Annotated in this window: 25 protein-coding genes; 10 read left to right on the top strand and 15 right to left on the bottom strand. The window is 73.4% G+C overall.

Annotated elements, in window-relative coordinates:
* Nucleotides 1-19 precede the first annotated feature (19 nt).
* Nucleotides 20-574, bottom strand: a complete 555-nt coding sequence (locus ACFI33_RS02280) for a TIGR03086 family metal-binding protein (RefSeq protein WP_036314513.1) — start codon at nucleotides 572-574, stop codon at nucleotides 20-22.
* Nucleotides 575-584: 10 nt separating this feature from the next.
* Nucleotides 585-1,835: a polysaccharide deacetylase family protein gene (locus ACFI33_RS02275; RefSeq protein ID WP_036314515.1), complete on the bottom strand. Its 1,251-nt coding sequence runs from the start codon at nucleotides 1,833-1,835 to the stop codon at nucleotides 585-587.
* A gap of 311 nt (nucleotides 1,836-2,146) precedes the next feature.
* On the opposite strand from ACFI33_RS02275, the gene ACFI33_RS02270 reads away from it, so the two are divergent.
* A complete protein-coding gene (locus ACFI33_RS02270) occupies nucleotides 2,147-2,287 on the top strand; it encodes a hypothetical protein (RefSeq protein WP_017488522.1) in 141 nt (46 codons plus the stop codon).
* Nucleotides 2,288-2,316: 29 nt separating this feature from the next.
* Nucleotides 2,317-2,847, top strand: coding sequence for an SgcJ/EcaC family oxidoreductase (locus ACFI33_RS02265; protein WP_036314517.1), 531 nt, complete (start codon nucleotides 2,317-2,319; stop codon nucleotides 2,845-2,847).
* Nucleotides 2,848-2,859: 12 nt separating this feature from the next.
* Here the strand turns inward: ACFI33_RS02265 and ACFI33_RS02260 are convergent, their stop codons facing one another.
* Genes ACFI33_RS02260 through ACFI33_RS02250 form a run of 3 tightly spaced genes read right to left on the bottom strand, consistent with a single transcriptional unit; the run spans nucleotide 2,860 to nucleotide 6,671 of the window.
* On the bottom strand, nucleotides 2,860-3,420 hold the full coding sequence (locus ACFI33_RS02260) for a GNAT family N-acetyltransferase (RefSeq protein WP_127445850.1): 561 nt from the start codon (nucleotides 3,418-3,420) through the stop codon (nucleotides 2,860-2,862).
* Between the two features lie 6 nt (nucleotides 3,421-3,426).
* Nucleotides 3,427-5,886 (bottom strand): YhgE/Pip family protein, encoded by a 2,460-nt coding sequence (locus ACFI33_RS02255; RefSeq protein ID WP_060974347.1) that lies wholly within the window; start codon nucleotides 5,884-5,886, stop codon nucleotides 3,427-3,429.
* On the bottom strand, nucleotides 5,886-6,671 hold the full coding sequence (locus ACFI33_RS02250; protein WP_060974346.1) for an ATP-binding cassette domain-containing protein: 786 nt from the start codon (nucleotides 6,669-6,671) through the stop codon (nucleotides 5,886-5,888). Before ACFI33_RS02250 ends, ACFI33_RS02255 begins: the two co-directional genes overlap by 1 nt.
* A 72-nt stretch (nucleotides 6,672-6,743) precedes the next feature.
* Between ACFI33_RS02250 and ACFI33_RS02245 the strand changes: the two genes are divergently transcribed.
* On the top strand, nucleotides 6,744-7,352 hold the full coding sequence (locus ACFI33_RS02245) for a TetR/AcrR family transcriptional regulator (protein WP_002855450.1): 609 nt from the start codon (nucleotides 6,744-6,746) through the stop codon (nucleotides 7,350-7,352).
* 21 nt (nucleotides 7,353-7,373) lie between these two features.
* On the opposite strand, the gene ACFI33_RS02240 is transcribed toward ACFI33_RS02245, so the two are convergent.
* The gene (locus ACFI33_RS02240) at nucleotides 7,374-8,141 is read right to left on the bottom strand and encodes a sulfite exporter TauE/SafE family protein (RefSeq protein WP_036334454.1); all 768 of its coding nucleotides are present in this window, start codon (nucleotides 8,139-8,141) and stop codon (nucleotides 7,374-7,376) included.
* A 74-nt stretch (nucleotides 8,142-8,215) separates the two neighbouring features.
* On the opposite strand from ACFI33_RS02240, the gene ACFI33_RS02235 reads away from it, so the two are divergent.
* Both ACFI33_RS02235 and ACFI33_RS02230 read left to right on the top strand, forming a co-directional pair.
* A complete protein-coding gene (locus ACFI33_RS02235) occupies nucleotides 8,216-9,478 on the top strand; it encodes an NAD(P)/FAD-dependent oxidoreductase (RefSeq protein ID WP_020624713.1) in 1,263 nt (420 codons plus the stop codon).
* A gap of 12 nt (nucleotides 9,479-9,490) precedes the next feature.
* Nucleotides 9,491-10,180 carry a M23 family metallopeptidase gene (locus tag ACFI33_RS02230; protein WP_020624712.1) on the top strand — a complete coding sequence of 230 codons (690 nt, stop codon included), beginning with the start codon at nucleotides 9,491-9,493 and terminating at the stop codon, nucleotides 10,178-10,180.
* Here ACFI33_RS02230 and ACFI33_RS02225 read toward each other — a convergent pair.
* A complete protein-coding gene (locus ACFI33_RS02225; RefSeq protein ID WP_044659331.1) occupies nucleotides 10,170-10,679 on the bottom strand; it encodes a GNAT family N-acetyltransferase in 510 nt (169 codons plus the stop codon). The two genes, ACFI33_RS02230 and ACFI33_RS02225, sit on opposite strands and share 11 nt — an antisense overlap.
* 72 nt (nucleotides 10,680-10,751) lie before the next feature.
* Between ACFI33_RS02225 and ACFI33_RS02220 the strand changes: the two genes are divergently transcribed.
* On the top strand, nucleotides 10,752-11,297 hold the full coding sequence (locus ACFI33_RS02220; protein WP_020624710.1) for a GNAT family N-acetyltransferase: 546 nt from the start codon (nucleotides 10,752-10,754) through the stop codon (nucleotides 11,295-11,297).
* A gap of 35 nt (nucleotides 11,298-11,332) precedes the next feature.
* Here the strand turns inward: ACFI33_RS02220 and ACFI33_RS02215 are convergent, their stop codons facing one another.
* The 4 genes from ACFI33_RS02215 to ACFI33_RS02200 form a co-directional block, all read right to left on the bottom strand.
* Entirely contained in the window at nucleotides 11,333-11,545 is a 213-nt protein-coding gene (locus ACFI33_RS02215; RefSeq protein WP_010079881.1) for a hypothetical protein, read from the bottom strand.
* 135 nt (nucleotides 11,546-11,680) lie between these two features.
* Complete coding sequence (locus ACFI33_RS02210) at nucleotides 11,681-12,796, bottom strand: type I restriction endonuclease (RefSeq protein WP_036314529.1); 1,116 nt, start codon at nucleotides 12,794-12,796, stop codon at nucleotides 11,681-11,683.
* A 267-nt stretch (nucleotides 12,797-13,063) separates the two neighbouring features.
* The gene (locus ACFI33_RS02205) at nucleotides 13,064-13,408 is read right to left on the bottom strand and encodes a hypothetical protein (RefSeq protein WP_010079880.1); all 345 of its coding nucleotides are present in this window, start codon (nucleotides 13,406-13,408) and stop codon (nucleotides 13,064-13,066) included.
* Between the two features lie 99 nt (nucleotides 13,409-13,507).
* Complete coding sequence (locus tag ACFI33_RS02200) at nucleotides 13,508-14,737, bottom strand: PucR family transcriptional regulator (protein ID WP_020624876.1); 1,230 nt, start codon at nucleotides 14,735-14,737, stop codon at nucleotides 13,508-13,510.
* Between the two features lie 90 nt (nucleotides 14,738-14,827).
* Between ACFI33_RS02200 and ACFI33_RS02195 the strand changes: the two genes are divergently transcribed.
* Together ACFI33_RS02195 and ACFI33_RS02190 are read left to right on the top strand one after the other, a co-directional pair.
* The gene (locus ACFI33_RS02195; protein WP_020624875.1) at nucleotides 14,828-15,880 is read left to right on the top strand and encodes a ferredoxin reductase; all 1,053 of its coding nucleotides are present in this window, start codon (nucleotides 14,828-14,830) and stop codon (nucleotides 15,878-15,880) included.
* Nucleotides 15,881-15,947: 67 nt separating this feature from the next.
* The gene (locus tag ACFI33_RS02190; protein ID WP_020624874.1) at nucleotides 15,948-17,246 is read left to right on the top strand and encodes a fatty acid desaturase family protein; all 1,299 of its coding nucleotides are present in this window, start codon (nucleotides 15,948-15,950) and stop codon (nucleotides 17,244-17,246) included.
* A gap of 40 nt (nucleotides 17,247-17,286) precedes the next feature.
* On the opposite strand, the gene ACFI33_RS02185 is transcribed toward ACFI33_RS02190, so the two are convergent.
* The 3 genes from ACFI33_RS02185 to ACFI33_RS02175 form a co-directional block, all read right to left on the bottom strand.
* Nucleotides 17,287-18,207 carry a sugar ABC transporter permease gene (locus tag ACFI33_RS02185; RefSeq protein WP_041104154.1) on the bottom strand — a complete coding sequence of 307 codons (921 nt, stop codon included), beginning with the start codon at nucleotides 18,205-18,207 and terminating at the stop codon, nucleotides 17,287-17,289.
* 62 nt (nucleotides 18,208-18,269) lie between these two features.
* Entirely contained in the window at nucleotides 18,270-19,907 is a 1,638-nt protein-coding gene (locus tag ACFI33_RS02180) for an ABC transporter permease subunit (protein WP_020624872.1), read from the bottom strand.
* A gap of 118 nt (nucleotides 19,908-20,025) precedes the next feature.
* Nucleotides 20,026-21,348 carry a sugar ABC transporter substrate-binding protein gene (locus tag ACFI33_RS02175; protein WP_127435157.1) on the bottom strand — a complete coding sequence of 441 codons (1,323 nt, stop codon included), beginning with the start codon at nucleotides 21,346-21,348 and terminating at the stop codon, nucleotides 20,026-20,028.
* A gap of 343 nt (nucleotides 21,349-21,691) precedes the next feature.
* On the opposite strand from ACFI33_RS02175, the gene ACFI33_RS02170 reads away from it, so the two are divergent.
* Together ACFI33_RS02170 and ACFI33_RS02165 are read left to right on the top strand one after the other, a co-directional pair.
* Nucleotides 21,692-22,711 carry a LacI family DNA-binding transcriptional regulator gene (locus ACFI33_RS02170; RefSeq protein WP_115165643.1) on the top strand — a complete coding sequence of 340 codons (1,020 nt, stop codon included), beginning with the start codon at nucleotides 21,692-21,694 and terminating at the stop codon, nucleotides 22,709-22,711.
* 82 nt (nucleotides 22,712-22,793) lie between these two features.
* A complete protein-coding gene (locus ACFI33_RS02165) occupies nucleotides 22,794-23,873 on the top strand; it encodes an ABC transporter ATP-binding protein (protein WP_020624545.1) in 1,080 nt (359 codons plus the stop codon).
* Between the two features lie 42 nt (nucleotides 23,874-23,915).
* Here the strand turns inward: ACFI33_RS02165 and ACFI33_RS02160 are convergent, their stop codons facing one another.
* Complete coding sequence (locus ACFI33_RS02160) at nucleotides 23,916-24,395, bottom strand: SRPBCC family protein (RefSeq protein ID WP_051995337.1); 480 nt, start codon at nucleotides 24,393-24,395, stop codon at nucleotides 23,916-23,918.
* Nucleotides 24,396-24,460: the final 65 nt, after the last annotated feature.

The following is a 24,460-nucleotide window of genomic DNA, read 5'->3' as shown; positions in this document are numbered from 1 at the left end:
GACGGGTCCTGCCCTGGTCTCAGCCCCGACGGCCCAGGCGACCGAGCAGGCGGGTCTGCCGGTCGGCGTCGTCGGCCACGGGGACGGGCTCGCCCAGGATGCCGGGCGTGTAGGCGGCGTCGCCGAACAGTTCCAGCGACTCCTCCACGCAGTCGATCTCCGCGTCCGTGAACCGCGCGTCCACGCCCTGCGAGCGGGCCAGGTCCCAACGGTGCACGATCACGTCGAACGCGTGGAAGCGGATCAACGCCTCGCCCACGGGCATCTCCCCGCGCGCGGTCTTCATGGGCCGCATGATGAACTCCTCGTCACCGGCGAGGGCGGACATGGCGGCGGCGTGCTTGGCCCACTGGGTGGCCAGCTGCTGGCGGGACCCGTCGAAGAGGGGCACCTCCCGGCCCTGGCGGGCGGCGAAGTCGCGCTGGCCGGCGATCACGTGGTCCAGCAGGTCCAGCGCGTCCCAGCCCTCACACGGGGTGGCGGCGTCCCAGTCCCGCACCTCCCGGACGACGGCGGTGAACGGCTCGGCGGCCGCGTTCCAGCGGGCCTCGACCTCGGTGGCGGGGATGGACATGGTGCTCTCCTCAGGGTCGCGGGGTTCTCGGGGCCGCGGCGGGCGACGACGGCGCCGGGCTCGGCTTCTTCGGGCCGCGGATGGACTCGGGGCGGGCCGGGTCCAGGACGGACCGGGGGTCGAAGAACTCCTCCAGCACGGGCCGCTCGCCCGAGACGGCCGCGGCGAGGCTGATGCCGTCCACGTTGATGCGCGAGCCGCGGTAGTAGCCGGGCTCGAGCTGGCCCCACGCCTTGGAGGTGCCGTCCACGAGGAAGAAGGAGCGGTAGCCGAGCTCGCGGAAGTAGCGGTACCGCTCGTTGTCCTCCGTGTACTTGCCGGGCCCGGTGACGTCCGCGCCGAACGGGTAGATGAGCATGTCCGTGGGGCCGAGGATCGGCTCGACCTCCTCGTGCCAGTGCCTCATGTCGAACTCGAGCTCCTCCATGGTCAGCTTCGGCACCGTCCGGTGGCCCCACGTGTGGGAGGCGAACTCCCAGCCGCTGTCCTTGAGCGCGTCGGCGACCTCGGTGGCGGCCGCGACGTCGGCGTCGAACGTGGGGCTGTCCCCGAACTCGCGGGCCGAGGTGCGGTAGCCGAACACGCCGTCGTAGCCGGTCATGGCCAGCACGCCGCGGGCGCCGTTGAGGCTGAAGTCCGGGTGCTCGGCGAGGAAGTCGTCCAGGCGCGGGACGACGTCGAACGCCCCGACGTGCGTGGTGCCCTCGGCGTCCGTGTACTCGTTGCGGACGCGGCCGTCCTCGGCCACGATCAGGCGGTCCGCGAAGCCGTCGCCGTCCATGTAGAGGTAGTACGAGCAGTCGTCCAGGGAGAGGATCAGCGGGGTCCGGCCCTCGGGGACCATGAGGGTCTTCGGGCGCACGACGTCGTCCTCCCCCACCTCGTACAGCTCGTGCGGGGAGACCAGCACGTAACCGCGCTCGTAGACCTGCCGGATGACGGCGTCGAACTCGTCCACCGTGACCATGAAGTCCAGATAGCCGCCGGCCTTGTCGTCGCCGTCGAAGGCGCGGGCCGGGTCCACCACGAGGGAGTGGAAGAACAGGTGCGGAACCCGGGCCACGTCCGACCAGGCCACCGGTTCGCCGGCGGGCGGCGGACCAGCGGGGGCGGCGGAGGTGGGCGCGGACGAGGTCGGCACGGACGACGACGCCGCGTCCTCCCCGTCCTGCCCGCAGGCGGCCAGCAGTCCCGATCCGAGCAGGGCGGAACCGGCCAGGAGCATCTGTCGGCGGGTCGGCTGCGGCACGGGCGGGGGCATCGGGCACCTTTCTCCGGGGGCACCCATCATCCCAAGGCCGCCCGGCCCGGGACCACCCCTGCCGGGCGGGCGGGCGGAGGTGGGAACCGGCCGGGCATGGGAGGCCGGCCGGCGGCGGGGCTCGATCCGCCGTAGACGGCCCAGAGTGGTCACGCGGACGACCCGAGCTCGGCGCGGACCGTGTTCGACCGCTTCGTGTTCAGCAACCACATCCGCAGCTTCAGCGTCGACTGAGCCCCGGCTGGGAGGCGCCTTCGACGCGCGCCGACGCACGCGCCCCTCGCGCCGTGCCGCGTGCCACACTGGCGAGCGTGACCCGACGTCCGGATGCACCGCCCCCGGCCGACCCGCGCACGCGTGCGGCCCTGCGCGCCGTGCTCACGGTCCTGGCCGTGATGGCGGTGCTGTTCGCCGCCGTCGTGCTGACGCTGGCCTACGGACCCGCCCGCTGAACCCGCCCTTCCCCGATCCAGGAGCAGCCATGTCCCCCGCGGACCCCACCGCCGACGTCGCGGCCCGACCGACCGGCCCCGCCGCGGTGGCCGAAGCCTTCGCGGCCGCCTGGAACGCCGCCGACGCCGACGCGCTCGCCGAGCTGTTCGCCGAGGACGCGGACTTCGTGAACGTGGTGGGCGTGTGGTGGAGGCGGCGTCGGCAGATCCGGGTGAACCACGCGCTCGGCTTCCGCTGGATGTTCCCGCACTCGCGGCTCGAGCTCGGGCGCGTGCGGGTGCGGGAGCTCGGGGACGTGGCAGTGGTGCACGCGCCGTGGACCATGACGGGGCAGACCGCGCCCGACGGCGACGAGGCCGGCGAGCGCACCGGCGTCCTGCTGCTCGTGGTGCACCGCACCGAGGCGGGGACGTGGGAGGCGGTGGCCGGGCAGAACACGGACTCCGTGCCCGAGGCGCAGACGCACCTGGCCGACGACGACGGGCTCGCCGCGGTGCACTACCACCCGTCGGCGTGGATCGATCCCGACGAGGACCCGGACGGCCCGGAGGCCTGCTGAGCGGCGACCGGCTCACGCCACCGTCAGCAGCCGCACCCAGTCGTCCTCGACCCGCTCCCCGCCGACCACGAACTGCCGCGCCCCGACCGTCTCGAAGCCGAGGCGCTCGTAGAACCGGTTGGCCCGTGCGTTCTGCGCGTTCGTGCCGAGCCACACGTGCCGGAACCCCAGCCGCCGCAGCCGCTCGACGCCGTCGTGCACGAGGGCCTCGGCCAGCCCGGTGCCGCGCCCCTCGGCGAGCACGTACAGCTTCGAGAGGTGGCCGGCCGGCACGTCGCCGAGCCGCTCCGTGACGGGTGCCTCGGGGGTCGCGGCGGTCTCGTACATGGCGTAGCCGAGCAGGGTCTCCGGGGCGTCGGCCGCGGCGCCCACGAGCACGATCCGCTCCGGGTCCGCGATCCACGCGGCCACGGCCGCCTCGCTCAGGTGCAGCGCGATGTGCGCGTCCACCGCGGCACGCGGCAGCGAGGCCGGGGAGGCGTCCGGGAAGGTGGCCGCGGCGATCGCGGCGATCGCGGGCGCGTCCTCGGGGCGGGCCGGACGGACGACGGCGGCGCGGGGTGCGGAAGTCATCCCCGCTCAGGCCTGCAGCGCGGGGTGCAGGTCCTTCATGCGGAACCGGCGCCGGCGCCGCACCACGAGCACGTCCAGGGCGAGCGCCGCCGCCCCGATGCCCATCAGCACGACCACCGGCACCCAGAAGCGCTGGTCCAGACCGCCGGAGATCGCGTTGCGGAACGCCTCGATGGAGTAGCTCATCGGCATGAACGGGTGCAGCGCCTGGAAGAAGCCGGGCAGCACCTCGGCCGGGTAGGTGCCGCCGGTGGAGGCCAGCTGCAGGATCAGCAGGACCAGCAGCAGCGCCGAACCGGGGGTGCCGAGCGCCGTCTGCACCAGGTGCGCGATGAGGGAGAACACCACGGCCACGAGCACCGTCAGGGCCACGGCCCGCACCGGGTGGACGGGGGCCAGGCCCAGCGGCAGCGTGGCGGCCAGCATGAGCAGGCCGCCGCCCACGGCCACGATGCCCACGGGCAGCCACGCGGCCAGCGCGATCGCCACCGGGTTGCGGCGCCCGGCCAGCAGCCGCCCGCTGATGGGCCGCATGATGTTGAACGCGGCGATGCCGAACACCCACAGCGCGATGGAGAAGAACATCGGCGCCATGCCGCGGCCGTAGACCTCCGCGGAGTTGTCCACCTGCATCACGGCCTCCACCGGCCGGGACATCACCAGGGCGGCCTCGTCCCGCTCGTCCTCGGTCAGGGCGGGGACGCGGTCGACGCCGTCGGAGAGCCCGGAGGCGAGCTCGTGGGCGCCGTCGTCGAGGGTGCCGAGGCCGGTGTGCAGCTCCCCGGCGCCGTCCTGGAGCTGGGCCAGGCCGTCGTCGAGCTCGGTGGCGCCGGACTCCAGCTGGCCCGCACCGTCCTGCAGGGTCAGCGCCCCGTCGTGGAGCGCGGCGTTGCCCTCGGCGAGGGTGGTCGCCCCGTCCGTCAGCTCGCCGAGGCCGGACTGCAGCTCCCCGGCGCCGTCCTGGAGCTGGGCCAGGCCGCCGTCGAGCTCGGTCGCGCCGGAGCCCAGCTGCTCGAGGCCGTCCGCGAACTTCCCGGCGCCGTCGGCGAGGGAGTCGGCCCCGTCCTTCGCCTCACCGATCCCGCCCTGCAGCTTCTCGGCGCCCGCGGCCACGGCGTGGGCGCCGTCGTTGAGGTCCGTCAGATCCGCCTTGGCGGAGGCGGCGACGTCGTCCTCGACGAAGCCCTGGACGCGCTCGTTGGCGGCCGCGGAGGTCGCGGCGGCCTCCTCGGCGCGGCCGGCGACGGCGGTCACCCGCTCGTCCGCGCCGGTGAGCGCCTCCTGGAGCGCGGCGTACTGCTCGGACTCGGCGAGCGTCGGGTCCTCTTCGGCGAGCTCGGCCAGGGCGGCCTGCGCGTCGGCGATGCGGGCGCCCGCGCCGTCCTCGGCCGTGCCGGCCACCTCGGCGACCCGCTGGACGTCCTCGTCCACCGCGGCGACGTCGGCGGCCACCGCGTCCTGCCGCTCGATCACCTGGTCCAGGCCGGGGATCACCGTGTCGTAGAGCTGCTGGGTGCCGTCGGCCACCTGCGTGGCGCCGTCGGTGAGCTCGGCCGATCCGGTCTGCAGCTGGGCCAGCCCGTCGGAGAGGTCCGTGGCGCCCTGACGCAGGGCGGGGGCGTTCTCGGCGAGCTGCCCGGCACCGTCGGCGAGGGCCTGGGAGCCCCCGCGCGCCTGGTCGAGCCCGTCGGCCAGGCGCCCGGCCCCGTCCTGCGCGGACGCGGCGCCCTCGGCGAGTCGCTGGGCGCCGTCGTCGGCCTGGGCGGCGCCGTCCGCGAGGTCACCGGCACCCGTGGCGAGCTGGCCCGCGCCCTCGGCCAGCTTGCCCGAGCCGTCGTGGGCCTGGACGATCCCGTCCTCCAGCCGGCTCGCGCCGTCCACCGCGGAGGCCGTGCCGTCGGCCAGCTGCGCGGCACCGTCGGCGGCGTCCACCATGCCCGACCGCAGCTCGCCGAGGCTGGCGAAGACGGCCTCGAAGTACGCCTCGATCGCGGACCGGTTCACGGCGGCCTCGACCTTGGCCTGGCTCGCGTTCGTGACGGAGCCGATCACGAAGCCGTTGGCGTCGTCTCGGCGCAGGGTGATCTGCGCCTGCCGCGGTGTCCCGCCGCCCTCGGGGCTGACGAGGTCACGACTGAGCTCGGCGGGGATCTCCAGGACGAGGTAGTACCGGCCCTCCCGCAGTCCCTCCTCGGCCTCCTCCCGCGTGGTCTCGCGCCAGTCGAAGGCGCGGTCGTCCTTGAGGCGTTCGGTCATGTCCGCGCCGGTGCGCAGCGTGGTGTCACCGCGCTGGACGGGCTCGTCCTCGTTGACGATCGCCACCGGCAGACGGTCCATGGCCCCGTAGGGGTCCCAGTTCGCGGACAGGTACAGGGCGCCGTAGATGGCGGGGACGAGGAAGATGAACAGCAGGGCGAGCAGGGGCAGGCCACGGCGGAAGCGTCGCAGCTCGTAGCGGAACAGCATCAGTTCTCCCGGACGGGGGACAGGGTGAGGACGACGGCGTCACGCGGCACGGGCGCGGAGGCCACGGCGCTCACCGCGAACGGGTGGCCGTGGTCCTTGAGGACGTCCAGGGCCGCGTGGAGCGCGGCCAGCTCATCGAGGGTCAGGGTGGCGTCCACGTCGTCGAAGGTGACGAGGCGGGCCGGGCGCAGGCAGGCGACGACGGCGGCCAGCAGCGCGCGATCGGGCGCGGACAGCTCCCCGACGACGGCCTCCGGCGCCACGGTCAGCCTCACCGCGTCGGCGAGGAGGGCGAAGCGTGCGCGGCCGGCGCGGCGGCGCACGCCGTCGGTGAGACAGCGCTCGTCCACGACCTCGGCCGCGGTCAGCGCCGGCTCGAGCTCCACCACGTCGGTGGTGTGGGCGATGGCGGTGCGGGCGCGCAGGGCGTGCGGGTGGCGCGCGGCGTCGATCGGGGGCCGGTACGCGCGGGCGGCGGGCCGCTCCGGCCCGTCCAGTGCGACGTCCACGGGGCCGCCGGTGAGCACGAGCTCGCCCCGCACGCCCTGCAGGCGCCCCGTGAGGGCGAGCAGCAGGGCCGAGCGGCCCGAGCCCTGGGTTCCGAGCACGGCCAGGTGGGTCTGCGGGGGCAGCACGAGGTCGAGGGGGCCGAACACCGGCCCGCGACTGCCGCGCAGGGTCAGACCGCGCGCCACGAGGGTGGCGGGCGGGAGGTCGTCGAGGTGCGCCGGGTCGGGGGCGGGCCCGGGGCCATGGTGATCGGCGTCGGTGGGAGTGGAAGACATGGGCCCTCTTTGCCGAGTCGAGGCGGATTCAATACCATCGGTATTCAATACCATCGGCATCGAGAGGGCAACATGGCGACCCGACCCCGCCGCGAGGATGTCCGCGCGGCCATCCTCGACCACGCGGCTCGGGTGTTCGGACGGGAGGGTTACGCGCGCTCCTCCCTCGCCCGCATCGCGGCGGAGGCCGGCTACACGAAGGGCGCCGTCTATTCCGGTTTCGCGGGGAAGCCGGACCTCTTCGCCGCCGCCTGCACCGTCCAGTTCGAGCGGGCGACCACCCGAGCCATGGACGGCGTCGCCGACGCCCTGGACGACCCCGACCTGCCGCGCGAGGACCTGGTGGCCCGCGTGGCGGAGGCCCTGGCCGACGTCGTGCTCGAGACCACGGGCTCCTGGCCCCTGCTCCTCCACGAGTTCCAGGCCGTGGGCCTGCGCGAGCCCGCCGTGGGGAGAGCCTACCGGACGCTGACCGTCCGGCGGCGGGACTTCCTGGCCGGCCTGCTGCGCGAGCACCGCGTGCTGGCCGACGTCCCGGACGAGCAGGTCACGCACACTGCGGCCATGCTCGTGATGCTCGTGCACACGCTGTCGGTCGAGCGGCACCTGGCCCCGGAGGACCTGACGGTGGACGACGTGCGGGACACGCTGGCCGCGGCCGTGCGCTCCCTCCTGCCCTGACGCCTGCGCGCCGGCCCCGCCTCAGCCCAGGGTGCCGGCCACACCGCGCACCAGCGCCACCGTGCCCCCGACGCCGGCCAGGCAGATCGCGAGGACGCGCGCCTTCGCGGGGTCCACCCGGCGGGCCACCGCCGAACCGAGCAGCACACCCAGCGGACCGCCCGCCACCACGGCGACCCACACCGGCCACGGCACGTGCAGCCCCGCGGGCACGGCCGCTCCGAACAGCGACTTCGTGACCAGCGAGGTGAGATTGGCCAGCAGAAACACGGGCTGGAGGGTGGCCGCCCACGAGCGCTGGTCCCACCGGCTCGCCACCGCGTAGACCGCGAGCGCCGGCCCGGCGATGCCCGCGGTGGTGTTCATGAACCCGGCGACGGCGCCGGAGGCGAACACGGCCCCGTCCCCCTGGGCGGTGAAGCGCTGCTGCAGGCCCAGGACGGCGGCCACGGCCACCAGCACGGAGGACCCCAGGAGGATCTCGAGTGCGTGGGCGTCCAGGACCCGCACGGCCCACGCCCCCGCGAACGAGCCGGTCACGAGCAACGGCGCGAGGCGGACGAAGCGCGGCCAGTCCACATGCCGGTGCAGCATCGCGAACAGCAGCACCGCGGACACCGAGGCGGCCACGTTGGACAGCGTCACCCCCGCCACCGGGCCCAGGAGCAGGGACAGCGTGGGTGCGGCGATCATGCCCACACCCATTCCGCTCACCCGCTGGAGCGTGCCGCCCAGGGTGATCGCGGCCAGCGCGACGACGGCCGGCAGCCACACCAGGGAGGGGTCCATGCGGGCAGTATGCCGGAGCCGGGGGTGCCCGTCGGCCCTGGCGCCCGCCCGTGACGGGTGCGCATGCTGGCCGTATGGCCCAGCACAGCTCCACCCCGTACCCGCTCGTGATCGTGGGCAGCGGCCCCGCCGGCGCCAGCGCCGCCCGCGCCTACCTCGACGCCGGGGGACCCGGCCCCGTCCTCATGCTCACCTCGGACGTGGACCACCCCTATGAGCGTCCGCCGCTGTCCAAGGAGCTGCTGCGCGGCATGGCGGCCCCCGAGGGCACGCCGATCGCCGGGGAGGAGCTGCCGGACGGCGTCGAGCTGCGCCGCGGCACCACCGTCACCGGCGCGGACCTCGCCGCGCGGACGCTGCGGGTCGGCGAGGAGCCGGTCCGCTTCGAGCGCCTGATCCTCGCCCTCGGCGCGCACCCGAAGCCCCTGCCCGTCGCGGACGACGACGCCGAGGTGCACCTGCTGCGCTCTCTCGACCACGCCCGCCGCCTGGTGGCCTCCGCCGGGCACGCGCGCTCCGCCGTCGTGATCGGCTCGGGGTTCATCGGCTGCGAGGCGGCCGCCTCCCTGGCCCTGCGCGGGGTGGCCACCACGCTGGTCACCCCGGACGAGGTGCCGCAGCAGAAGCGGCTCGGCCGCGAGGCGGGCGATCGGATCGCGCAGTGGCTGATCGGCGCCGGCGTCGAGCTGCGCACCGGCGTGCGGGTGGGGCAGGTGCGCGCCCCGCGCACCGTCCACCTCGACGACGGCGCCACGCTCGCCCCGGACCTGATCCTCGCCGCGGTGGGGGTCGAGCCGGGGGGCGGGTGGCTCGAGGACTCCGAGCTGACCATGCACGAGGGGCGGATCGTGGCGGACGAGCACCTGGCGGCGGCGCCGGGCGTGTGGGTGGCCGGGGACGTGGCCCGCGCCCACCACGCCGTGGCCGGCCGGCCGATCCCCGTGGAGCACTGGGGCGACGCCCTCGGCATGGGCGAGGTCGCCGGGCACAACGCGGCCCGCACCGAGGTCGGCGTGCCGGGCGGCGCCGGCCAGGCCTCCGTGCTGGCCCACGCGGCGACGGCGGACCCGGAGTCCCTGCGGCGGTGGGAGGCCGTGCCCGGGTTCTGGAGCACCATCGGCGAGCACACGCTCAAGCACGCCGCGTGGGGCGACGGCCACGAGCAGGCCCGCATGGTGGAGCGCACCGGCGGGTTCACTCTCTGGTACACGGACGCGCAGGACCGCGTGGTGGGCGTGCTGACCTACAACGCGGACGAGGACTACGAGCGCGGGCGGGAGCTGGTGGCGGGCCGGGATGCCGTGGGCGAAGGCCGGGGCCGTCCCGACCCTGCATGACAGACTGAGGGGATGACCACCCCGACCCCCGGCGCCGGCTCCCCGGGCAGCGGTGTGGCCGGGGGCGTGCTGGCCGCAGTGGGGGCGCTGGCCCTGATCGCGACCGTCCTGGCGCTGGTCCTCGCGTTCGGTCCGGCCGGCCGGGACGACGCCGGCGCGGGCGCCGAGCGGCGGCGCTGGAACGGCGGCTTCACCCCCGCCCCGCCCACGGTGAACACGCAGGGGTACGCCGAGCCCGTGCAGGGCCGCGTGACCTCCCGCTTCGGGCCCCGCCCCAACCCGTTCGGCGAGGGCGTGGTGCCCTCGGGGGTGTCCGAGGAGGCCCTGACCCGCCACGACGGCGTGGACCTCGGCGGGGTGCCGGAGGGCACGCCCTTCCACTCGGTGTCCGACGGCCGAGTCCTATTCGTGGAGGCCGGCGGGGACGCGGGCGGCAACCTGCTCGCCGTGGACGCCGGGGACGGCCACGTGTGGCGCTACCTGCACGCCGCCCCGGACTCCACCGTGGTGGACGCGGGCCAGCGCGTCTCCGCCGGGGACCACCTGGCCGGCGTCGGGCAGACCGGCGCCGCCACCGGCGTGCACCTGCACCTGGAGCTGCGCGTGGACGGCGAGCCGGTGGACCCGGAGGCCTACCTGGCCGAGCGGGGCGTGGAGCTCGGCGGCTCCTACCCGGAGCGGCGCCGCGGCCTCAGCCGGTGACCGGGCCGCCGCCGTCGTCCACGGACCCGGCCCAGCGGACCTCCCCGTCCACGACCTCGTCCGTCGGCGCCAGGCCGATCGCCTGGGCGACCCGCTGGGAGGCCGTGTGCTCGGGGTGGACATCCGCCACGAGGCGCCGCACCCCCCGGTCCCGCAGCTCGCCCTTGAGGAGGCCGGCGGCCTCCTTCGCCAGCCCGCGGCCCTGCCACGGCGTGCCGATCAGCCAGGCGATCTGCGTGGGTCCCCCGTCCACGGGGATGGTGGCCTGGACGTAGCCGACCGGCCGGCCCTCCGGCTCCAGCACCACGATCCAGTTGGCCCAGTCCTCCGCGCCGTCCTCGGAGCGACCGCGCGCGAGGATCGCGTACCGCTGCCGCAGCTCCTCCTCGCCCGGCGGCGTCCCGCCGGTGTACGTGTACAGGTCCGGGTCGGCGAGGACCGCGGCCATGGCCTCGGCGTCATCCACCCGCAACGGGCGCAGGGAGAGGGAATGCGGCATGGGCACAGTCGACCAGCCCGGCCCCGCGCAGACAAGAGGCGGGGCGCATCCGCCCGCCGCTAGCCTGGGCGCATGCCGCCCGCCCCCACCGCCCGTCTGCGCTTCCGCGAGATGGCCGACGCCGACCTCGACCACCTGGCCGGCCTCCTCGCCGATCCCGTGGTGATGCGCTTCTACCCCGCCCCGCGCACGCGCGCGGAGGCGGCGGCGTGGATCGCGGGCAACCGGCGCCGGTACGCGCAGGACGGGCACGGGCTGTGGATCATCGAGACCCACGACGACGGCGGGCCCGGCTTCGTGGGCGACTGCGGCCTGACGTGGCAGGAGGTCAACGGGGAGCCTCGCCTGGAGGTCGGCTACCACGTGCGGGCCGACCTGTGGGGGCGCGGCTACGCCACCGAAGCGGCCGCCGCCTGCCGGGACCACGCCCGGGACGTGCTGGGGCACCACGAGCTCGTGGCGATCATCCACCCGGAGAACACGGCCTCGCGCCGGGTGGCCGAGCGGATCGGGATGACCGTGGTGGGCGAGGACCGCACCGGCGCGCCCGAGGCCCGCGCGGCTCTGGGGCTCGAGGCGCGCACCGTGCTGGGGATGAGGCTCCGGCCGGGCGCGTGAGGCGCGGCCCGGCCGGACGTCTCAGCCCCGGTCGCTCACTTGGCGTGGCGGGCGAGCAGCTCGCGGGCGGCGTCCAGGCCGCCGGCCTCGACGTCGTAGGAGCCGGTGGACGCGTGGTGGGCCTCGACCGCGTCCGTGATCCGGTAGTGGTCCGGGTTGCCGGGCGGGTCGGAGGTCTCCAGCACGTGGATCAGGTAGGTCTCGCCGGCGGCCAGGGCCTGGCGGTCGTCGCGCTCGTGATGGGTCATGACGTCCTCTCGGGTCGGCGCCCGGCGGGTCTGTCCCACCGGGGCGTGCGCACCAGGGTGGCGCATCGACGGCGGCGGGGCACAGTCCTGCCCGCCCGCGGGCCGGATCCGGTCAGTAGGCGGGTCAGAGTCCGCTCAGGCCCCGACGTAGGAGCTGACGACGCTCCGCAGTGCCTCGGCGGATTCGTAGATGTCCTCCAAGTTCTCGAGGTCGGCCCGCGTCCTGTTCTTGTCCGCATCGAACAGCACCAGATATTTCACCTTCCCGTCGAAGTGAAGGCGCGCGATCGGCTTCCGATTGTTGTCGTCCAGGATGACGCTGCAGTACGAGGCTGCGTCGCGCATGTAGACGCGGTTCATCGGCACGATTCCGGCGAGAATCGCCTTGATGATGCGGAAACCCTCGATCTCCTCTTCGGTCGTCACCACGCCCGGCTTGAGCTGGCCCTCCTGACCGTTCTCCTCGTCGGACAGGACCGTCTGATCGCCGGTGGCCACGGGCTCAGCGGGAGCCGCCAGTACCGGAGCGACCTGGTCGCCCAGGGCAGTCTTCAGCCGCGCGTTGACGCGATCGTTGATGTACTGGCGCGCAGCCTCCTCGGTGAGCCGGGTGAAGGTCTCCACCGCCTTGGCGTTCATGTACCCGGAGTACACGCGCTTGGCGAGGACCTTCACCAACTCATCGCTCGGCGCAGCCATCTCGGCAGAAATCTCGCGCTTGATGGCCGATACGTACTTCAGCTCCTCGGCTGCGGCGATGACCGAGTCGAGATCGAAGGATCCCTTCGCCAGCTGCTCGAGCTTCGGCACGGTGACCGGGTCGATGTCCAGAAGATCGAGGACGAGGAACGGACGCTCGTCGAGGATGTTGGCCTTGTCGAGGTCCGTGTAGAAGTTCCACACCCGCCCGTTGGTGAGCACGCCGATCCGCGCTTCACTGGTGTGGAAGTAGCGCACCAGCTGGCTCGCGTGCGCCAGGGACAGCTCCGAGCCGACCTTCTTGGCCTCCACGAGGATGTTGACCTTCCCCTCCCGCATGATGGCGTAGTCGATCTTCTCCCCCTTCTTCAGGCCCAGATCTGCGACGAACTCCGGGACGACCTCCTGGGGATCGAACACGTCGTAGCCCAACACCTGCGAGATGAATGGCATGACGAGCGCGTTCTTCGTCGCCTCTTCCGTGTCCAGGGAGCTTGCGTAGTCGCGGGCTCGCCGAGCCACTTGCGCAAGCTTGTCCTCGAATTCAGTCATGCCGTTTCACCCATCCGTGAGTAGGAGCCGGACAGCCGGGAATCCGGCAGCCTCGCACGTCAGCGCCCGAAGGCCCGCCGCAGCTGTGTCGAAATATAACCCAGCTCACAAACACGCTACGGGGACCCTCGCAGGCGCTCCGTGGCCGGACCGCGGGATCGCCCGGAACGCGAGGCGGCCACGACGCGTCGCCTCTCACAGGAAGGAGACGGGGCGTCGTGGCCGCGTTCCGCGGGGGGCCGCCCTGTCAGGCGACGCCCGGCCGGCTCAGCGGTTGCCGGGGTGCTGCGGGTCGGCCGGGATGCCGCGGCTCAGGGGCTCCACGGGCGGGCCGCTCGTCTCCGGGGTCACGGGCGAGCCGGTGCGGGAGCCGCCGACCTCCGGGGTGTCCGGCACCTGATCGCCGGAGGGCTGGGCGCCGGAGCGCAGCGCCTCGAGCCGCGTCTCGAGGACCTGCACCACGGGCAGGCGGTCGCCGTGGGCGCGCTCGTAGGCGAGCAGCTGCTCCACCTGCGACTCGTCGAGGCCGGTGATCCGGGTCGGCAGCGTGCCGTTGGGGATGTGGTCGTAGTCCGGCAGGGGGAGCTCGTCGCGGTTCGGGGCGTTCGTCATGGCACTGTCCCTCTTCTCTCGTCGGGGTCCCTCGTCGGGATGCGTGGTCCACCCACGCTAGTGAAGGCCCCCGTCAGACGGCACCCCCTGCCGCCCCGCTCACCCGACCCCGTCCCGCCGCGCCCGCAGCACGATCTCCAGGTCGAACCGCGCGTCGGGGTCCTCGAGGGCCTCCCCGAACAGCTCGCGCAGCCGGCCCACCCGGTACCCCACGGTCTGGGGGTGCACGCCGAGCTCCGCGGCGATCGGCGCCCGCTGGCCCCAGTGCGTGAGCCAGGCGAGCAGGGTCTCCTCCAGCACCGCCCGCTTCGCCTCGCTCACCTCGTCCAGGGGCGCCAGCACGCGTTCGGCCAGCTGCGTCACGACGCGCGGCTCGGCCCCCAGCACCACGCGCGCCAGGTGGTCCGCGGCGAGGATCGGGGACGGGGCGCCGTCGTCGTCCTCCCCCTGCGCGGGCTCCGCCGTCCGGCCCGCCGCCTCCTGGACGGCCAGCGTGCGGGCCACCCGGTAGGAGTGGGGCACGAGCGGCCAGTCCACGGCCGGCCCGACGACGGCGGCCGTCCCCGCCAGCAGGCGCAGCATGCGCTCGCGGCGGCCCTGGGAGGGCGTCGCGTCGATCACGGCGACCACCTCCGAGTCCCGCTCCACCACGAGCCCGGCCCGGCCCAGCCTCTCCCGGACGGCGACGCCGGCGTCCGCGGGCAGCACCACCACCGCCAGCCGGCGCGGCAGCCGCCAGTCCGCGAGCGCGGCCAGCCGTTGCACCTCCTTCTCCTCGGTCCCGCCCCGGACCAGGGCGGTGGCGAGGGCGGCGCGGTGCAGCTCGAGCACGCCCGCCTGGGCGGACTGCGCCTCCGCGTACGCCTGGGCGCTGACGGAGGAGAGCTCGTCGATGTACGCCCAGATGGACTCGCCCAGCTCGATCACCACGGACATCTCCAGGCCCAGGCGCGCGCACTCGGCGGAGAGCTCGCGGAACACGATCCGCGCGGAGGTGCGGTACGCGCCGAGCAGGGCGTCCATGGAGCGCCCCTCGCGGAACTCGCCGGCCCCCAGGCGGGCCATGAGGACGCGGGACTCGCTGTTCAGGGCCGGGCGGGTGGTGCCGGGCAGGCTCATCAGCTGCTCGAGGGCGGTGGTCACGCCGGCGGTGAGGTTCTTGCCGTAGTGGCCGTCGCGCGCCGCCGCGTAGGCGGGGATCTGGTCCGGGACCGTCTCGATGATGCGCTCCATGATCCCGGGGATCGCCGGGGCCAGGCGCTCCGCGAGGTCGTCGGGGAGGGACTGCCAGGGCGGGCGCCAGTCGGGGGCGGGGGTGGTCTGCGTCACACTCAATCTTGTCTCCTCGCGATGAAGTGATGGCCCAGATCGTACGCTGAAGACGAAGAACTGCGGCATGCCGAGCCATAGACTGGAGCCATGGTCGGCCCGTCTCTGTTCTCCCGTCTGGCGTCGACGCTCCTGCACCCGCTCGCCCCGCAGGACGTCCTCAGCCTGCTCGACCCCGTGCACTCCTCGCGGCAGCTGCGCGGCGTGGTCACCTCCGTGACGCGCGAGACGCCCGGCACCGCCACCATCGCCTTCCGCCCGGGCCCGGGCTGGCGGGCCCACGACGCCGGCCAGTGGGCCCGCATCGGGGTGGACGTGGACGGCGTGCGCCAGTGGCGCTCCTACTCGCTCTCCGCTCCCGCGGGCGCCGACCCCGAGATCACGGTGTCCGACATCGGCCTCGTCTCCGGCACGCTCGTGCGCCGCACGAAGCCCGGCGACGTCCTGTTCCTCGACGTCCCCGAGGGCGACTTCACCCTCCCGGACGAGCCGCGCGCCCTGCTGATGCTCACGGCCGGCTCGGGCCTGACCCCGGTGATGTCCATGATCCGCACGCTCGTGCCGGCCCGCGCGGACGCCGACGTCGTGCTCATCCACTCCTCCCGCACCCCCGAGGACGCCCTGTTCCGCGAGGAGCTCGCCGAGCTGGCCGACCAGTTCCCGGGCCTGCGCGTGGTGCACCGCCACACCGCGGACGAGGGCCGCCTGGACCTGTCCTCCCCCGCCGAGCTCGAGGACCTGTGCCCCGACTGGCGCGACCGGGCCGCCTACGCGTGCGGCCCCGCCGAGTTCCTCGACGACGCCGAGGACCTCTGGCGGCGCGAGGCCGGCGAGGACCTGCGCATCGAGCGCTTCCGTGCGGACTTCGCGGCGGGCGTGGCCGGCGCGGGCGGCCGCGTGGTGTTCGAGCACGCCGACGCCGAGGCCGACGCTCCCGGTGACGTGCCGCTGCTGATCGTGGCCGAGGAGGCCGGCGTCGCCGCCCCGTCCGGCTGCCGCATGGGCATCTGCCACGCCTGCCTGACCCCCCTGCGCTCCGGCCAGGTCACCGACCTGCGCTCCGGCGAAGTCCACGGCGAGCCCGGCGAGCTGATCCAGACCTGCGTGAGCGCCGCCGCCGGCCCGCTGAGCCTCGACCTCTGAACCTGACACCCGGCCGAGACCCGGGCCTCCCCGACCATCCCCCGCCTCCCGTCCCCAGGAGCACCGCATGACCCAGACACCCACCACCCCCAGCCGCACCGGCGCCACCGCCCCGGACGATCTGGCCCTGGCCATCCCCGGCACCACCGTGCGCGGCCGCGCCGCCCGGGTCCTGCCGCAGGACCGCCCCGACACCACGAGCTGGGCTCCCCACACCGCCGAGTCCCGTGCCGCCACGTCCCGCTCCACCGCCGCCGCCACGACGCCGGGACTGCCGGGCGTCGTCGGGAGCCCGGCGGTGCGCCCGCCCGGCGCCGCCCACCTGACGGACGCGCAGGTGGCCGAGCTGGGCCGGGAGCTGGACGCGATCCGCGACGACGTGCTCGCCCGCCGCGGCACCTCCGACGCGGCCTACATCCGCCGCGTCATCCGCTGGCAGCGCCGGCTCGAGCTCGGCGGCCGCGCCCTCCTGCTCAACGCACGACACCCCGCCGCGTTCGTGGCGGGCACGGCCATGCTCACGGTCGCGAAGATCGTGGAGAACATGGAGATCGGGCACAACGTGCTCCACGGCCAGTGGGACTGGATGCGCGACCCGGACATCCACTCCACCACGTGGGAGTGGGACTTCGTGACGCCGTCGCGGGCCTGGCAGAACACCCACAACGACCTGCACCACCGCTGGACCAACGTCGTCGGCAAGGACCGGGACGTGGGCTACAACGTGCTGCGCATGGACGAGTCCGAGCCGTGGCAGCCGCGGCACCTGCTCAACCCCGTGATCAACGCGGGGCTGGCCCCGATCTTCGAGTGGGGCATCGCCCTCTACGACCTCGAGCTGGACCGCGTGCAGAGCGGGGAGAAGTCCCGCGAGGAGCTGATGACGGATCTGCGCTCCGTGGGCGTCAAGGCGGCCCGGCAGTTCGCCAAGGACTACGTGGCCACGCCAGCCGTCGCCGAGGTGCTGACCGGCTCGGGCAAGGCCACGCTCGCGGGCACGCTGCTGGCCAACGGCCTGCGCAACATCTGGGCGCACTCGGTCATCTTCTGCGGGCACTTCCCGGAGGGGGCGGAGACGTTCTCCGAGGAGATGGTGGACGGTGAGACCCGCGGCGACTGGTACGTGCGGCAGATGATCGGCTCCGCGAACATCTCCGGTTCGAAGCTGATGCACTTCATGACCGGCAACCTCTCCCACCAGGTGGAGCACCACCTGTTCCCGGACCTGCCGTCCAGCCGGTACGCCGAGGTGGCGCCCCAGGTCCGTGAGATCTGCGCCCGCTACGGCCTGCCGTACACGACCGGCCCGCTGCTGCGGCAGGTGGGCTCCGCGTGGAAGAAGGTGTTCCGGCTGGCGTTGCCGTGAGGCGGGAGGGGCGGGCGCCCCTCCCACCGCCGTCGTCGGCTCAGCCCTTCACGCCGCCGGCCGTGAGGCCGGAGACGATGTACCGCTGCAGGAACAGGAACAGCGCCATCACGGGCAGGGCCGCCAGCACGGCGCCGGCCGCGAACACGCCCCAGTTCTCGGAGCGGGTCTCCGAGACGTAGCCGTAGAGGCCCACCGCGAGCGTCTGCGCGGACGGGTCCGTGAGCACTACGGAGGCGATCACGAACTCCGAGACCGTGGTGATGAAGGACAGCAGGGCCACCACCGCGAGGATGGGGGTCACCAGGCGCAGGATGATCGAGAAGAAGATCCGCGCGTGCGAGGCACCGTCGAGCTTGGCAGCCTCGTCCAGCGACGGCGGGATGGTGTTGAAGAACCCGTACATCAGGTACGTGTTCACCCCGAGCGCGCCGCCCAGATACACGAGGATGAGGCCGAGCTGCGAGCCGATGCCCAGGACGGGCACCAGGTTGCCGATGTAGGTCAGCAGCAGGAAGATCGCCACCACCGCGAGCAGCTGCGGGAACATCTGCACCAGCAGCAGCGTCAGCAGCCCCACGCGGCGGCCCGTGAACCGCATCCGGGAGAACGCGTAGGCGGCCAGGGCACCGAGGAACACCGTCATCACGGACGTGATGACGCCGATCACCATCGTGTTGAGGAACCAGCGGCCGAAGGGCCGGTTCGGGTCGCTGAACAGGTCCACGTAGTTCTGCCCGCTGAACGAGGAGAACAGCCGGTTCGAGCTCGCCATCGTGCCAGTCGGGTCGAGCGACGCGGACAGCACGTACAGCAGCGGGAACAGTGCGAACGCGCTGGCCAGCACGCCCACCGCGTGACGCCAGCCCAGCTCCCGCATCCAGCGGCCGAACGAGCGGCGGCGTCGTGGCGGGGCCGGGTCCTCCTCCCAGCGCAGCGGGTCCGTCTCCTGCTGCGCCAGGGCGGCGGCGAGGGGCGAGGTCGGGGCGTCCGGCCGGGGCCGTCCGGAATCCTGGGGGATGCTCACTTGTCGATCTCCTCGAGCGCCTTGGTCTGCCGGAAGCTGATCGCCGAGATGGTCGCCACGATCAGGAAGATCACGATGGACAGGGCGGAGGCCAGGCCGTAGTCGCGCCCCACCCCGCTGAACGCCGTCTTGTAGACGACCGTGATCAGCAGGTCTGTGGCGCCGATGTTCGAGCCCGCGTCGGGGAACCGCGGTCCGCCGCCGGTCAGCATGTAGATGATGTTGAAGTTGTTGAAGTTGAACGCGAACGAGGAGATCAGCAGCGGCGCCACCGAGACCAGCAGCAGGGGCAGCTTGATGGAGCGGAAGATGCGCCACGGGCCGGCGCCGTCCATGCGGGCGGCCTCGTCCACGTCCTCGGGCAGGGACTGCAGGGCGCCCGTGGTCACCAGGAACATGTAGGGGAAGCCCAGCCACAGGTTCACCACGAGCACCGACAGCCGGGCCAGCCACGGGTCGGTGAGCCACGGGATGTCCGCGCCGCCGAAGAACACGGTGTTGACGAAGCCGAACTCCGGGTTGAGCAGGCCGGCCCACACGAGGCCGGACAGGAACGCCGGGAACGCGTACGGCAGGATCATCATCACCCGGTAGACCTTCTTGCCGCGCATGTCCGAACGGTTGAAGGCGATCGCCAGCAGCAGCCCGACGGCGAACGTCGTGGCCACGCTCAGGAACGCGAAGGCGAAGGTCCACACGGTGACCCGCAGGAGCGGGTCGCGCAGCTCGGGGTCGGTGAACGCGCGCGTGAAGTTGTCCAGGCCGACGAACACCCGCCAGCCGGTCTGCAGCGTGCTGCCGTCGTCCGCCTGGAACTGGCCCTCGCCGTTGTCCCGGTACTCCACGCCGCTCTCGAGGTCCGTGAAGGTGTCCCGGGCCTCGTCGTACTCCAGACGCGGCGCGTACACGTACCCGCGGGAGCCGTCGCGCGTCTCCAGGGTGCCGTCCGCGGCGTCGTCGCTCAGCGGGACCTTCAGGCGGGCGACCTGGTCCTGACGCTGCAGCAGGTCGCCGAACCGCAGGGTGGTGTACCCCTCCACCCCCACCGGCTCCCCGTCCTGCATCTGGGCCTCGACCGGCTCCAGCGCCTGGTCCGCGCCGCCGAGGACGGGCTCCCCGTCCCGCAGGGTCAGCAGGTAGAGGTCGCCGCCCTCCTCCAGCACCGTGATGTCGTACACCGGGGAGTCCGGCACGCGGATGGAGGAGGAGCGCTGGATGATCTCGATCGCCGCGGCCTTGTCCGAGTTGTGCCCGGCGCCGTAGTTCGTGAAGGCGACGTAGGAGGAGTAGACCACCACGAACACCTGGAACAGCATCAGGAAGAACAGGCCGGGGGCGAGGTACTTGGCCGGCAGGCCGCCGCGGCGCAGGTAGATCCAGTTGATGCCGATCGTGACCGCCAGGGTCAGCGCGAACACCACCCAGTCCCCCGCGGCCGCGAGCTGGAACAGCAGGAACGCCGCGAAGGCGTCCACGAGGCCCAGCAGGACGATCTTGGCCAGCGTGCCGCCGAGGCCCTCGGTACCCCGGGCGTCCGCACGACGACGGCGGCCCGGGCCGGTGCGGCGCGCGGCGTCGTCGAGGGCGGCGGTGGCGGCGTCGGACCGGTCCGACGCGGTGGAAGACGGGCTCATGGTTCCTCATCCGGCCCGAGGGCCTGCCGTGGAAGGGGGGGATGCGCGCCCCGAGGGCGCAGGGCCACGGTCCGCCTCCGGCGTCCCCGCGGGGACGCCGGAGGTGGACCGCGCCGGATCACTGGCCGATGCGGCCCTCGATGTCGGAGATCATCTTCTGCCAGGTCTGGACCGGGTCGCCCTCGCCCTTGATGATGCTCATCTCGGCGCCGCCCCAGAACTCGAACACCGCGCCCATCTCGGGGGCCGCCGGCATGGGGACGCCGTTCTCGCCGATCTCGCCGAACGCCTTCACGGTCTCGTCCGAGGCCGCCTTGTCGAAGGAGGCGGTCAGCGCCGGGGGACGCTTGCCCTCGGCGAAGAGCGCGTCCTGGGCCGCCTCGGTGGAGAGGTAGTTGACCACGAACTCATTCGCGGCCAGCTGGTTCTCGGACTCTGAGGAGACGAAGAAGGCGTTGACGCCCACGAACGGCTGCGCCGGCTGGTCGCCCATGGACGGGATGGCCTCGACCTCGAAGTCGACGCCGGCCGCCTCGGCCTCCTCGATGTTCCACGGGCCGGTGATGAAGTAGGCCGCGTTGCCGGAGTTGAACTGCTCCTTGGCGATGTCCGCGGTCATGTTCGGGTTCAGCACCCCGGACTCGCCGTACTCGGCCAGCTTCTCGGCGAAGGCCTCACCCTCGGGCCCGCCCATGGCCAGCGAGCCGGTGTCGTACGAGCCGTCCTCGGCCTGCTTGAACACGGGGGCGCCCATGGAGGTCTGGAACGGGTACAAGTGGTACGGGTCGCCGTTGACGGCGTCCAGGCCCACCACGAACGGGTACTCGGCCTCGCCGGCGTCGACGGCCTTCCGGCCCTCCGCGATCATCTCGTCGAAGGAGGCCGGGGTGGACTCGGCCAGCTCGGTGTTGCGCAGGATGGCGATGTTCTCCACGGAGTACGGCACGCCCCAGGTCTGACCCTCATAGGTGACGGCCTGCACGGAGGACTCCACGAAGTCGCCGGCTCTCTCGCCCAGCTCAAGGGGCTCGATGGTGCCGTTCTGCACGAGCGAGCCGATCCAGTCGTGGGCGCCGACGATCACGTCCGGGCCCTCGCCCGTGGGGTTCTGGGTGATGAAGTCGTCCTTCATCGTGGAGTTGTCCTTGACCACGAGATCCACCGTGATCCCGGTATCCTCCTTGAAGTCCTCCGCCACGGCCTGCAGCGGCTCCTGGCGGTTCTGGTCCACCCACATGGTGATGGTGGTGGCGCCGGCCTCGGAGAGGTCCTGGCTCGGGGACGCGGCGGCCGTGCCCTGCTCGGTGGCGCCGGCCGGGGAGGAGGACGCCGGGGCGGAGGAGCCGCCGCCGCACGCGGTGAGCGCAAGGGCGGAGAACGCCGCGGTGAGGGTCAGGCTGAGCGGGCGGCGGAGGAGGCCGCCGGTCGTCGTCGACTGCATGGTGTGCCTTTCACGAGGGGTGGCGGCCCGCGGCATGCGCCGGCCGTTGCGTCGCCGACGTGGGCTCCGCGGTGAGACGGCGCCTGCCCCCGGCGGCTGAAGGAGTCAGTCCCCAGGAGTGTAAACGCTTCCACTGTGATGTGCCACACAGACGTGCGCTCCCGCATGAACACGGCCATGCGGGAATGAGGGCGGCGGTCAAGACCGGCTGAAACGGGAATGGAAGCGCTTCCACCACCGCGCCTGCCGTGCCGTACTCTGGTGCCACGCATCGACCCCCGGCCCGCCGCCGTCGTGCACCCGCCCCGCCACAGAACCCCACGAACCGGGAGGAGGACCGCCGATGGTCGGCATCAAGGACGTCGCCCGCATGGCCGGGGTCTCCACCGCCACCGCCTCCCGTGCCCTCACCGGCTCCGGCCCCGTGGCGGTCGCCACGCGCACCCGAGTCCAGGAGGCCGTCGCCACGCTCGGCTACGTGGCGGACTCCGCCGCTTCTTCGCTCGCCTCGGGCCGCACCCGCAACATCGGGCTGGTGACCCCCTCCGTCCACCGGTGGTTCTTCGCCGCCGTGCTCGAGGGCGCCGCGGACGAGCTCGTGCGACACGGGTACGACCTCACGCTCTACGACGTCGGCCAGGACCCGGAGCGTCGGTCCACGGTCATCTCAGACCTGCTGCCTCGACGGCGGCTGGACGCCCTGATCACCCTCTCGTTCCGGCTGAGCATGTTCGAGCTCGCCGGACTCGAACGCCTCGGCCTGCCCGTGATCGCCGTCGGCGGCCGCCTGCCGGCGGGTGAGACCCTGCCGGACTGGTTCACCGCCGTCCAGGTGGACCACGCCCGCGCCGCACGGATGGCCACCGAGCACCTGCTGGAGCTCGGACACCGGGACATCGCCTACGTGGGCCGCGTGGACGAGGACATCGAGTTCCAGGTCAGCACCGAGCGCACCCGCGGGTTCCTGCACGCCCTCGCCGCCACCGGGGTGCGCACGCCGGCCGACTGGATGGTGCCCGCGGACTTCACCATCGGCGGCACCTACCACCAGGCGCGCGCCCTCCTCGCCGACCCGCGGCGCCGGCCGACGGCGGTCATGTGCATCTCGGACGAGATGGCCATGGGCACCTGGATGGCAGCCCACTCCCTGGGGCTGCGCGTGCCCGAGGACGTGTCCGTGATGGGCCTGGACGGCCACCCCGAGGCCGCCCGCCTGGGCATCAGCACCGTGGACCAGAACCCGCTCGAGCAGGGCCGCCGCGCCGTCCGCCTGGCGCTCGGCGCCCTCGACGGCGCCGCCCACCCCCATCGGATCATGCACCACCTGGCCTTGCGGCCGAGAGCGAGCACCGCGCCGCCGTAGACCGTCAGCCCCGACCCTCACCCATCCCTCTCCTTCACCTTGGACCGTCGGGCACGTACCTGCCCGTGAAAGGAACCCCACCATGGCCTCCGTGACCTTCCGCTCCGCCAGCCGCCAGTACCCCGGCTCCCCCCGCCCCGCCGTCGACTCCCTCGACCTGGAGATCGCCGACGGCGAGTTCCTCGTGCTCGTGGGCCCCTCCGGCTGCGGCAAGTCCACCTCCCTGCGCATGCTCGCCGGCCTCGAGGAGCTCTCCCACGGCAGCATCCTGATCGGCGACCGGGACGTCACCGATGTGGACCCCAAGGACCGGGACATCGCGATGGTGTTCCAGAACTACGCCCTGTACCCGCACATGACCGTGGCGGACAACATGGGCTTCGCCCTGAAGATCGCCGGCGTCCCCGCGGACGAGCGGCGCCGCCGCGTCGAGGACGCCGCAAAGCTGCTGGACCTGACCGAGTACCTGGACCGCAAGCCGAAGGCCCTCTCCGGGGGCCAGCGTCAGCGCGTGGCCATGGGCCGGGCGATCGTGCGCGACCCGCAGGTGTTCCTCATGGACGAGCCGCTCTCCAACCTGGACGCGAAGCTGCGCGTGCAGACCCGCGCCCAGATCGCCAACCTGACCCGTCGCCTGGGCACCACCACCGTGTACGTGACCCATGACCAGACCGAGGCCATGACCATGGGCGACCGGGTGGCGGTCCTCAAGGAGGGCCGCCTCCAGCAGGTGGACACGCCGCGCAACCTCTACGAGCGCCCGATGAACGTGTTCGTCGCCGGGTTCATCGGCTCCCCCGCCATGAACATCTTCCGCATGCCCGCCACGCACGAGGGCGTGCACTGGGGCGAGACGGTCATCCCCGTGCCGCGGGAGGATCTGGCCGACGCCGGCACGGCGGTGGACCTCGGCGTGCGCCCCGAGAACCTGGTGGTCAGCGACGACGCCGCCGGCCTGCCCGTGGAGGTGGACACCGTGGAGGAGCTCGGCGCGGACGCGTACGTGTACGGTCACGCGACGATCGGCGGCGAGGAGCGGCTCATCACCCTGCGGACGGTGGGCTACACGGCGCCGGAGAAGGGGTCCGTGGTGCACGTGGTCCCGGACCCGGAGCGCGTGCACCTGTTCCACGCCGAGACCGGCGAGCGACTCAACCGTTGACGGCGGCGCGGGGCGCGCGACGGCGGCGGGCGTCGCCTGCCCTCAGCCCTGGCGCTCGGCCAGCTCCGCGAGCCGGTCGATCGACGCGCGGAGCTGCTCTTCTCCGGTCCGCAGCGCCTTCTGGATGCGCTTCGGGTCGGCGAGCCGCGTCCAGTCATAGGTGTGGGTGACGCGGCAGCCGCCGTCGTCGTCGCCGTCGACCTCCCACCGCCAGAGCTGGCCGAACGGCTCCCCGCCGACCTCGGAGGGCTTCCAGGCGATGCGACGGCCCTCCTCGAACTCGACCACGTGGTTCGCGCGGTCCACGCCCTTCTGCAGGGTCATGACGAACACGTCCCCGACGGCGGTCACCCGCTGCCCGGGGGCGGCCTCGGCCAGGTTGTCGTTGCCGTCCCACTCGGGCTGGCGGGCCGGGTCCGCGATCAGCTCGAAGACGACGCCGGCCGGCGCGTCGACGTGACGGGTCGCGGACACGACGCGGTCCTCGGGGGCGGGCAGGGCGGTCTCGTCGATGTGCTCCATGGGGAGAGCGTAGACCCCCGATGCGCATCCGCCGAGAGCGCCGGCGGGGCTCGCGCCGGGGGCGG

It is taken from the genome of Micrococcus sp. PSi08, from assembly GCF_054960655.1.
The sequence above is the reverse complement of the archived record's forward strand: the minus strand, read 5'-3'. Positions and strand labels throughout refer to the sequence as shown.

Excerpts from the sequence above, each read along its gene's own strand:
- ACFI33_RS02280 (WP_036314513.1), bottom strand. The coding sequence starts at position 574 with ATGTCCATCCCCGCCACCGAGGTCGAGGCCCGCTGGAACGCGGCCGCC.
- ACFI33_RS02275 (WP_036314515.1), bottom strand. The coding sequence starts at position 1,835 with ATGCCCCCGCCCGTGCCGCAGCCGACCCGCCGACAGATGCTCCTGGCC.
- ACFI33_RS02265 (WP_036314517.1), top strand. The coding sequence starts at position 2,317 with ATGTCCCCCGCGGACCCCACCGCCGACGTCGCGGCCCGACCGACCGGC.
- ACFI33_RS02260 (WP_127445850.1), bottom strand. The coding sequence starts at position 3,420 with ATGACTTCCGCACCCCGCGCCGCCGTCGTCCGTCCGGCCCGCCCCGAG.
- ACFI33_RS02255 (WP_060974347.1), bottom strand. The coding sequence starts at position 5,886 with ATGCTGTTCCGCTACGAGCTGCGACGCTTCCGCCGTGGCCTGCCCCTG.
- ACFI33_RS02250 (WP_060974346.1), bottom strand. The coding sequence starts at position 6,671 with ATGTCTTCCACTCCCACCGACGCCGATCACCATGGCCCCGGGCCCGCC.
- ACFI33_RS02245 (WP_002855450.1), top strand. The coding sequence starts at position 6,744 with ATGGCGACCCGACCCCGCCGCGAGGATGTCCGCGCGGCCATCCTCGAC.
- ACFI33_RS02240 (WP_036334454.1), bottom strand. The coding sequence starts at position 8,141 with ATGGACCCCTCCCTGGTGTGGCTGCCGGCCGTCGTCGCGCTGGCCGCG.
- ACFI33_RS02235 (WP_020624713.1), top strand. The coding sequence starts at position 8,216 with ATGGCCCAGCACAGCTCCACCCCGTACCCGCTCGTGATCGTGGGCAGC.
- ACFI33_RS02230 (WP_020624712.1), top strand. The coding sequence starts at position 9,491 with ATGACCACCCCGACCCCCGGCGCCGGCTCCCCGGGCAGCGGTGTGGCC.
- ACFI33_RS02225 (WP_044659331.1), bottom strand. The coding sequence starts at position 10,679 with ATGCCGCATTCCCTCTCCCTGCGCCCGTTGCGGGTGGATGACGCCGAG.
- ACFI33_RS02220 (WP_020624710.1), top strand. The coding sequence starts at position 10,752 with ATGCCGCCCGCCCCCACCGCCCGTCTGCGCTTCCGCGAGATGGCCGAC.
- ACFI33_RS02215 (WP_010079881.1), bottom strand. The coding sequence starts at position 11,545 with ATGACCCATCACGAGCGCGACGACCGCCAGGCCCTGGCCGCCGGCGAG.
- ACFI33_RS02210 (WP_036314529.1), bottom strand. The coding sequence starts at position 12,796 with ATGACTGAATTCGAGGACAAGCTTGCGCAAGTGGCTCGGCGAGCCCGC.
- ACFI33_RS02205 (WP_010079880.1), bottom strand. The coding sequence starts at position 13,408 with ATGACGAACGCCCCGAACCGCGACGAGCTCCCCCTGCCGGACTACGAC.
- ACFI33_RS02195 (WP_020624875.1), top strand. The coding sequence starts at position 14,828 with ATGGTCGGCCCGTCTCTGTTCTCCCGTCTGGCGTCGACGCTCCTGCAC.
- ACFI33_RS02190 (WP_020624874.1), top strand. The coding sequence starts at position 15,948 with ATGACCCAGACACCCACCACCCCCAGCCGCACCGGCGCCACCGCCCCG.
- ACFI33_RS02180 (WP_020624872.1), bottom strand. The coding sequence starts at position 19,907 with ATGAGCCCGTCTTCCACCGCGTCGGACCGGTCCGACGCCGCCACCGCC.
- ACFI33_RS02175 (WP_127435157.1), bottom strand. The coding sequence starts at position 21,348 with ATGCAGTCGACGACGACCGGCGGCCTCCTCCGCCGCCCGCTCAGCCTG.
- ACFI33_RS02170 (WP_115165643.1), top strand. The coding sequence starts at position 21,692 with ATGGTCGGCATCAAGGACGTCGCCCGCATGGCCGGGGTCTCCACCGCC.
- ACFI33_RS02165 (WP_020624545.1), top strand. The coding sequence starts at position 22,794 with ATGGCCTCCGTGACCTTCCGCTCCGCCAGCCGCCAGTACCCCGGCTCC.
- ACFI33_RS02160 (WP_051995337.1), bottom strand. The coding sequence starts at position 24,395 with ATGGAGCACATCGACGAGACCGCCCTGCCCGCCCCCGAGGACCGCGTC.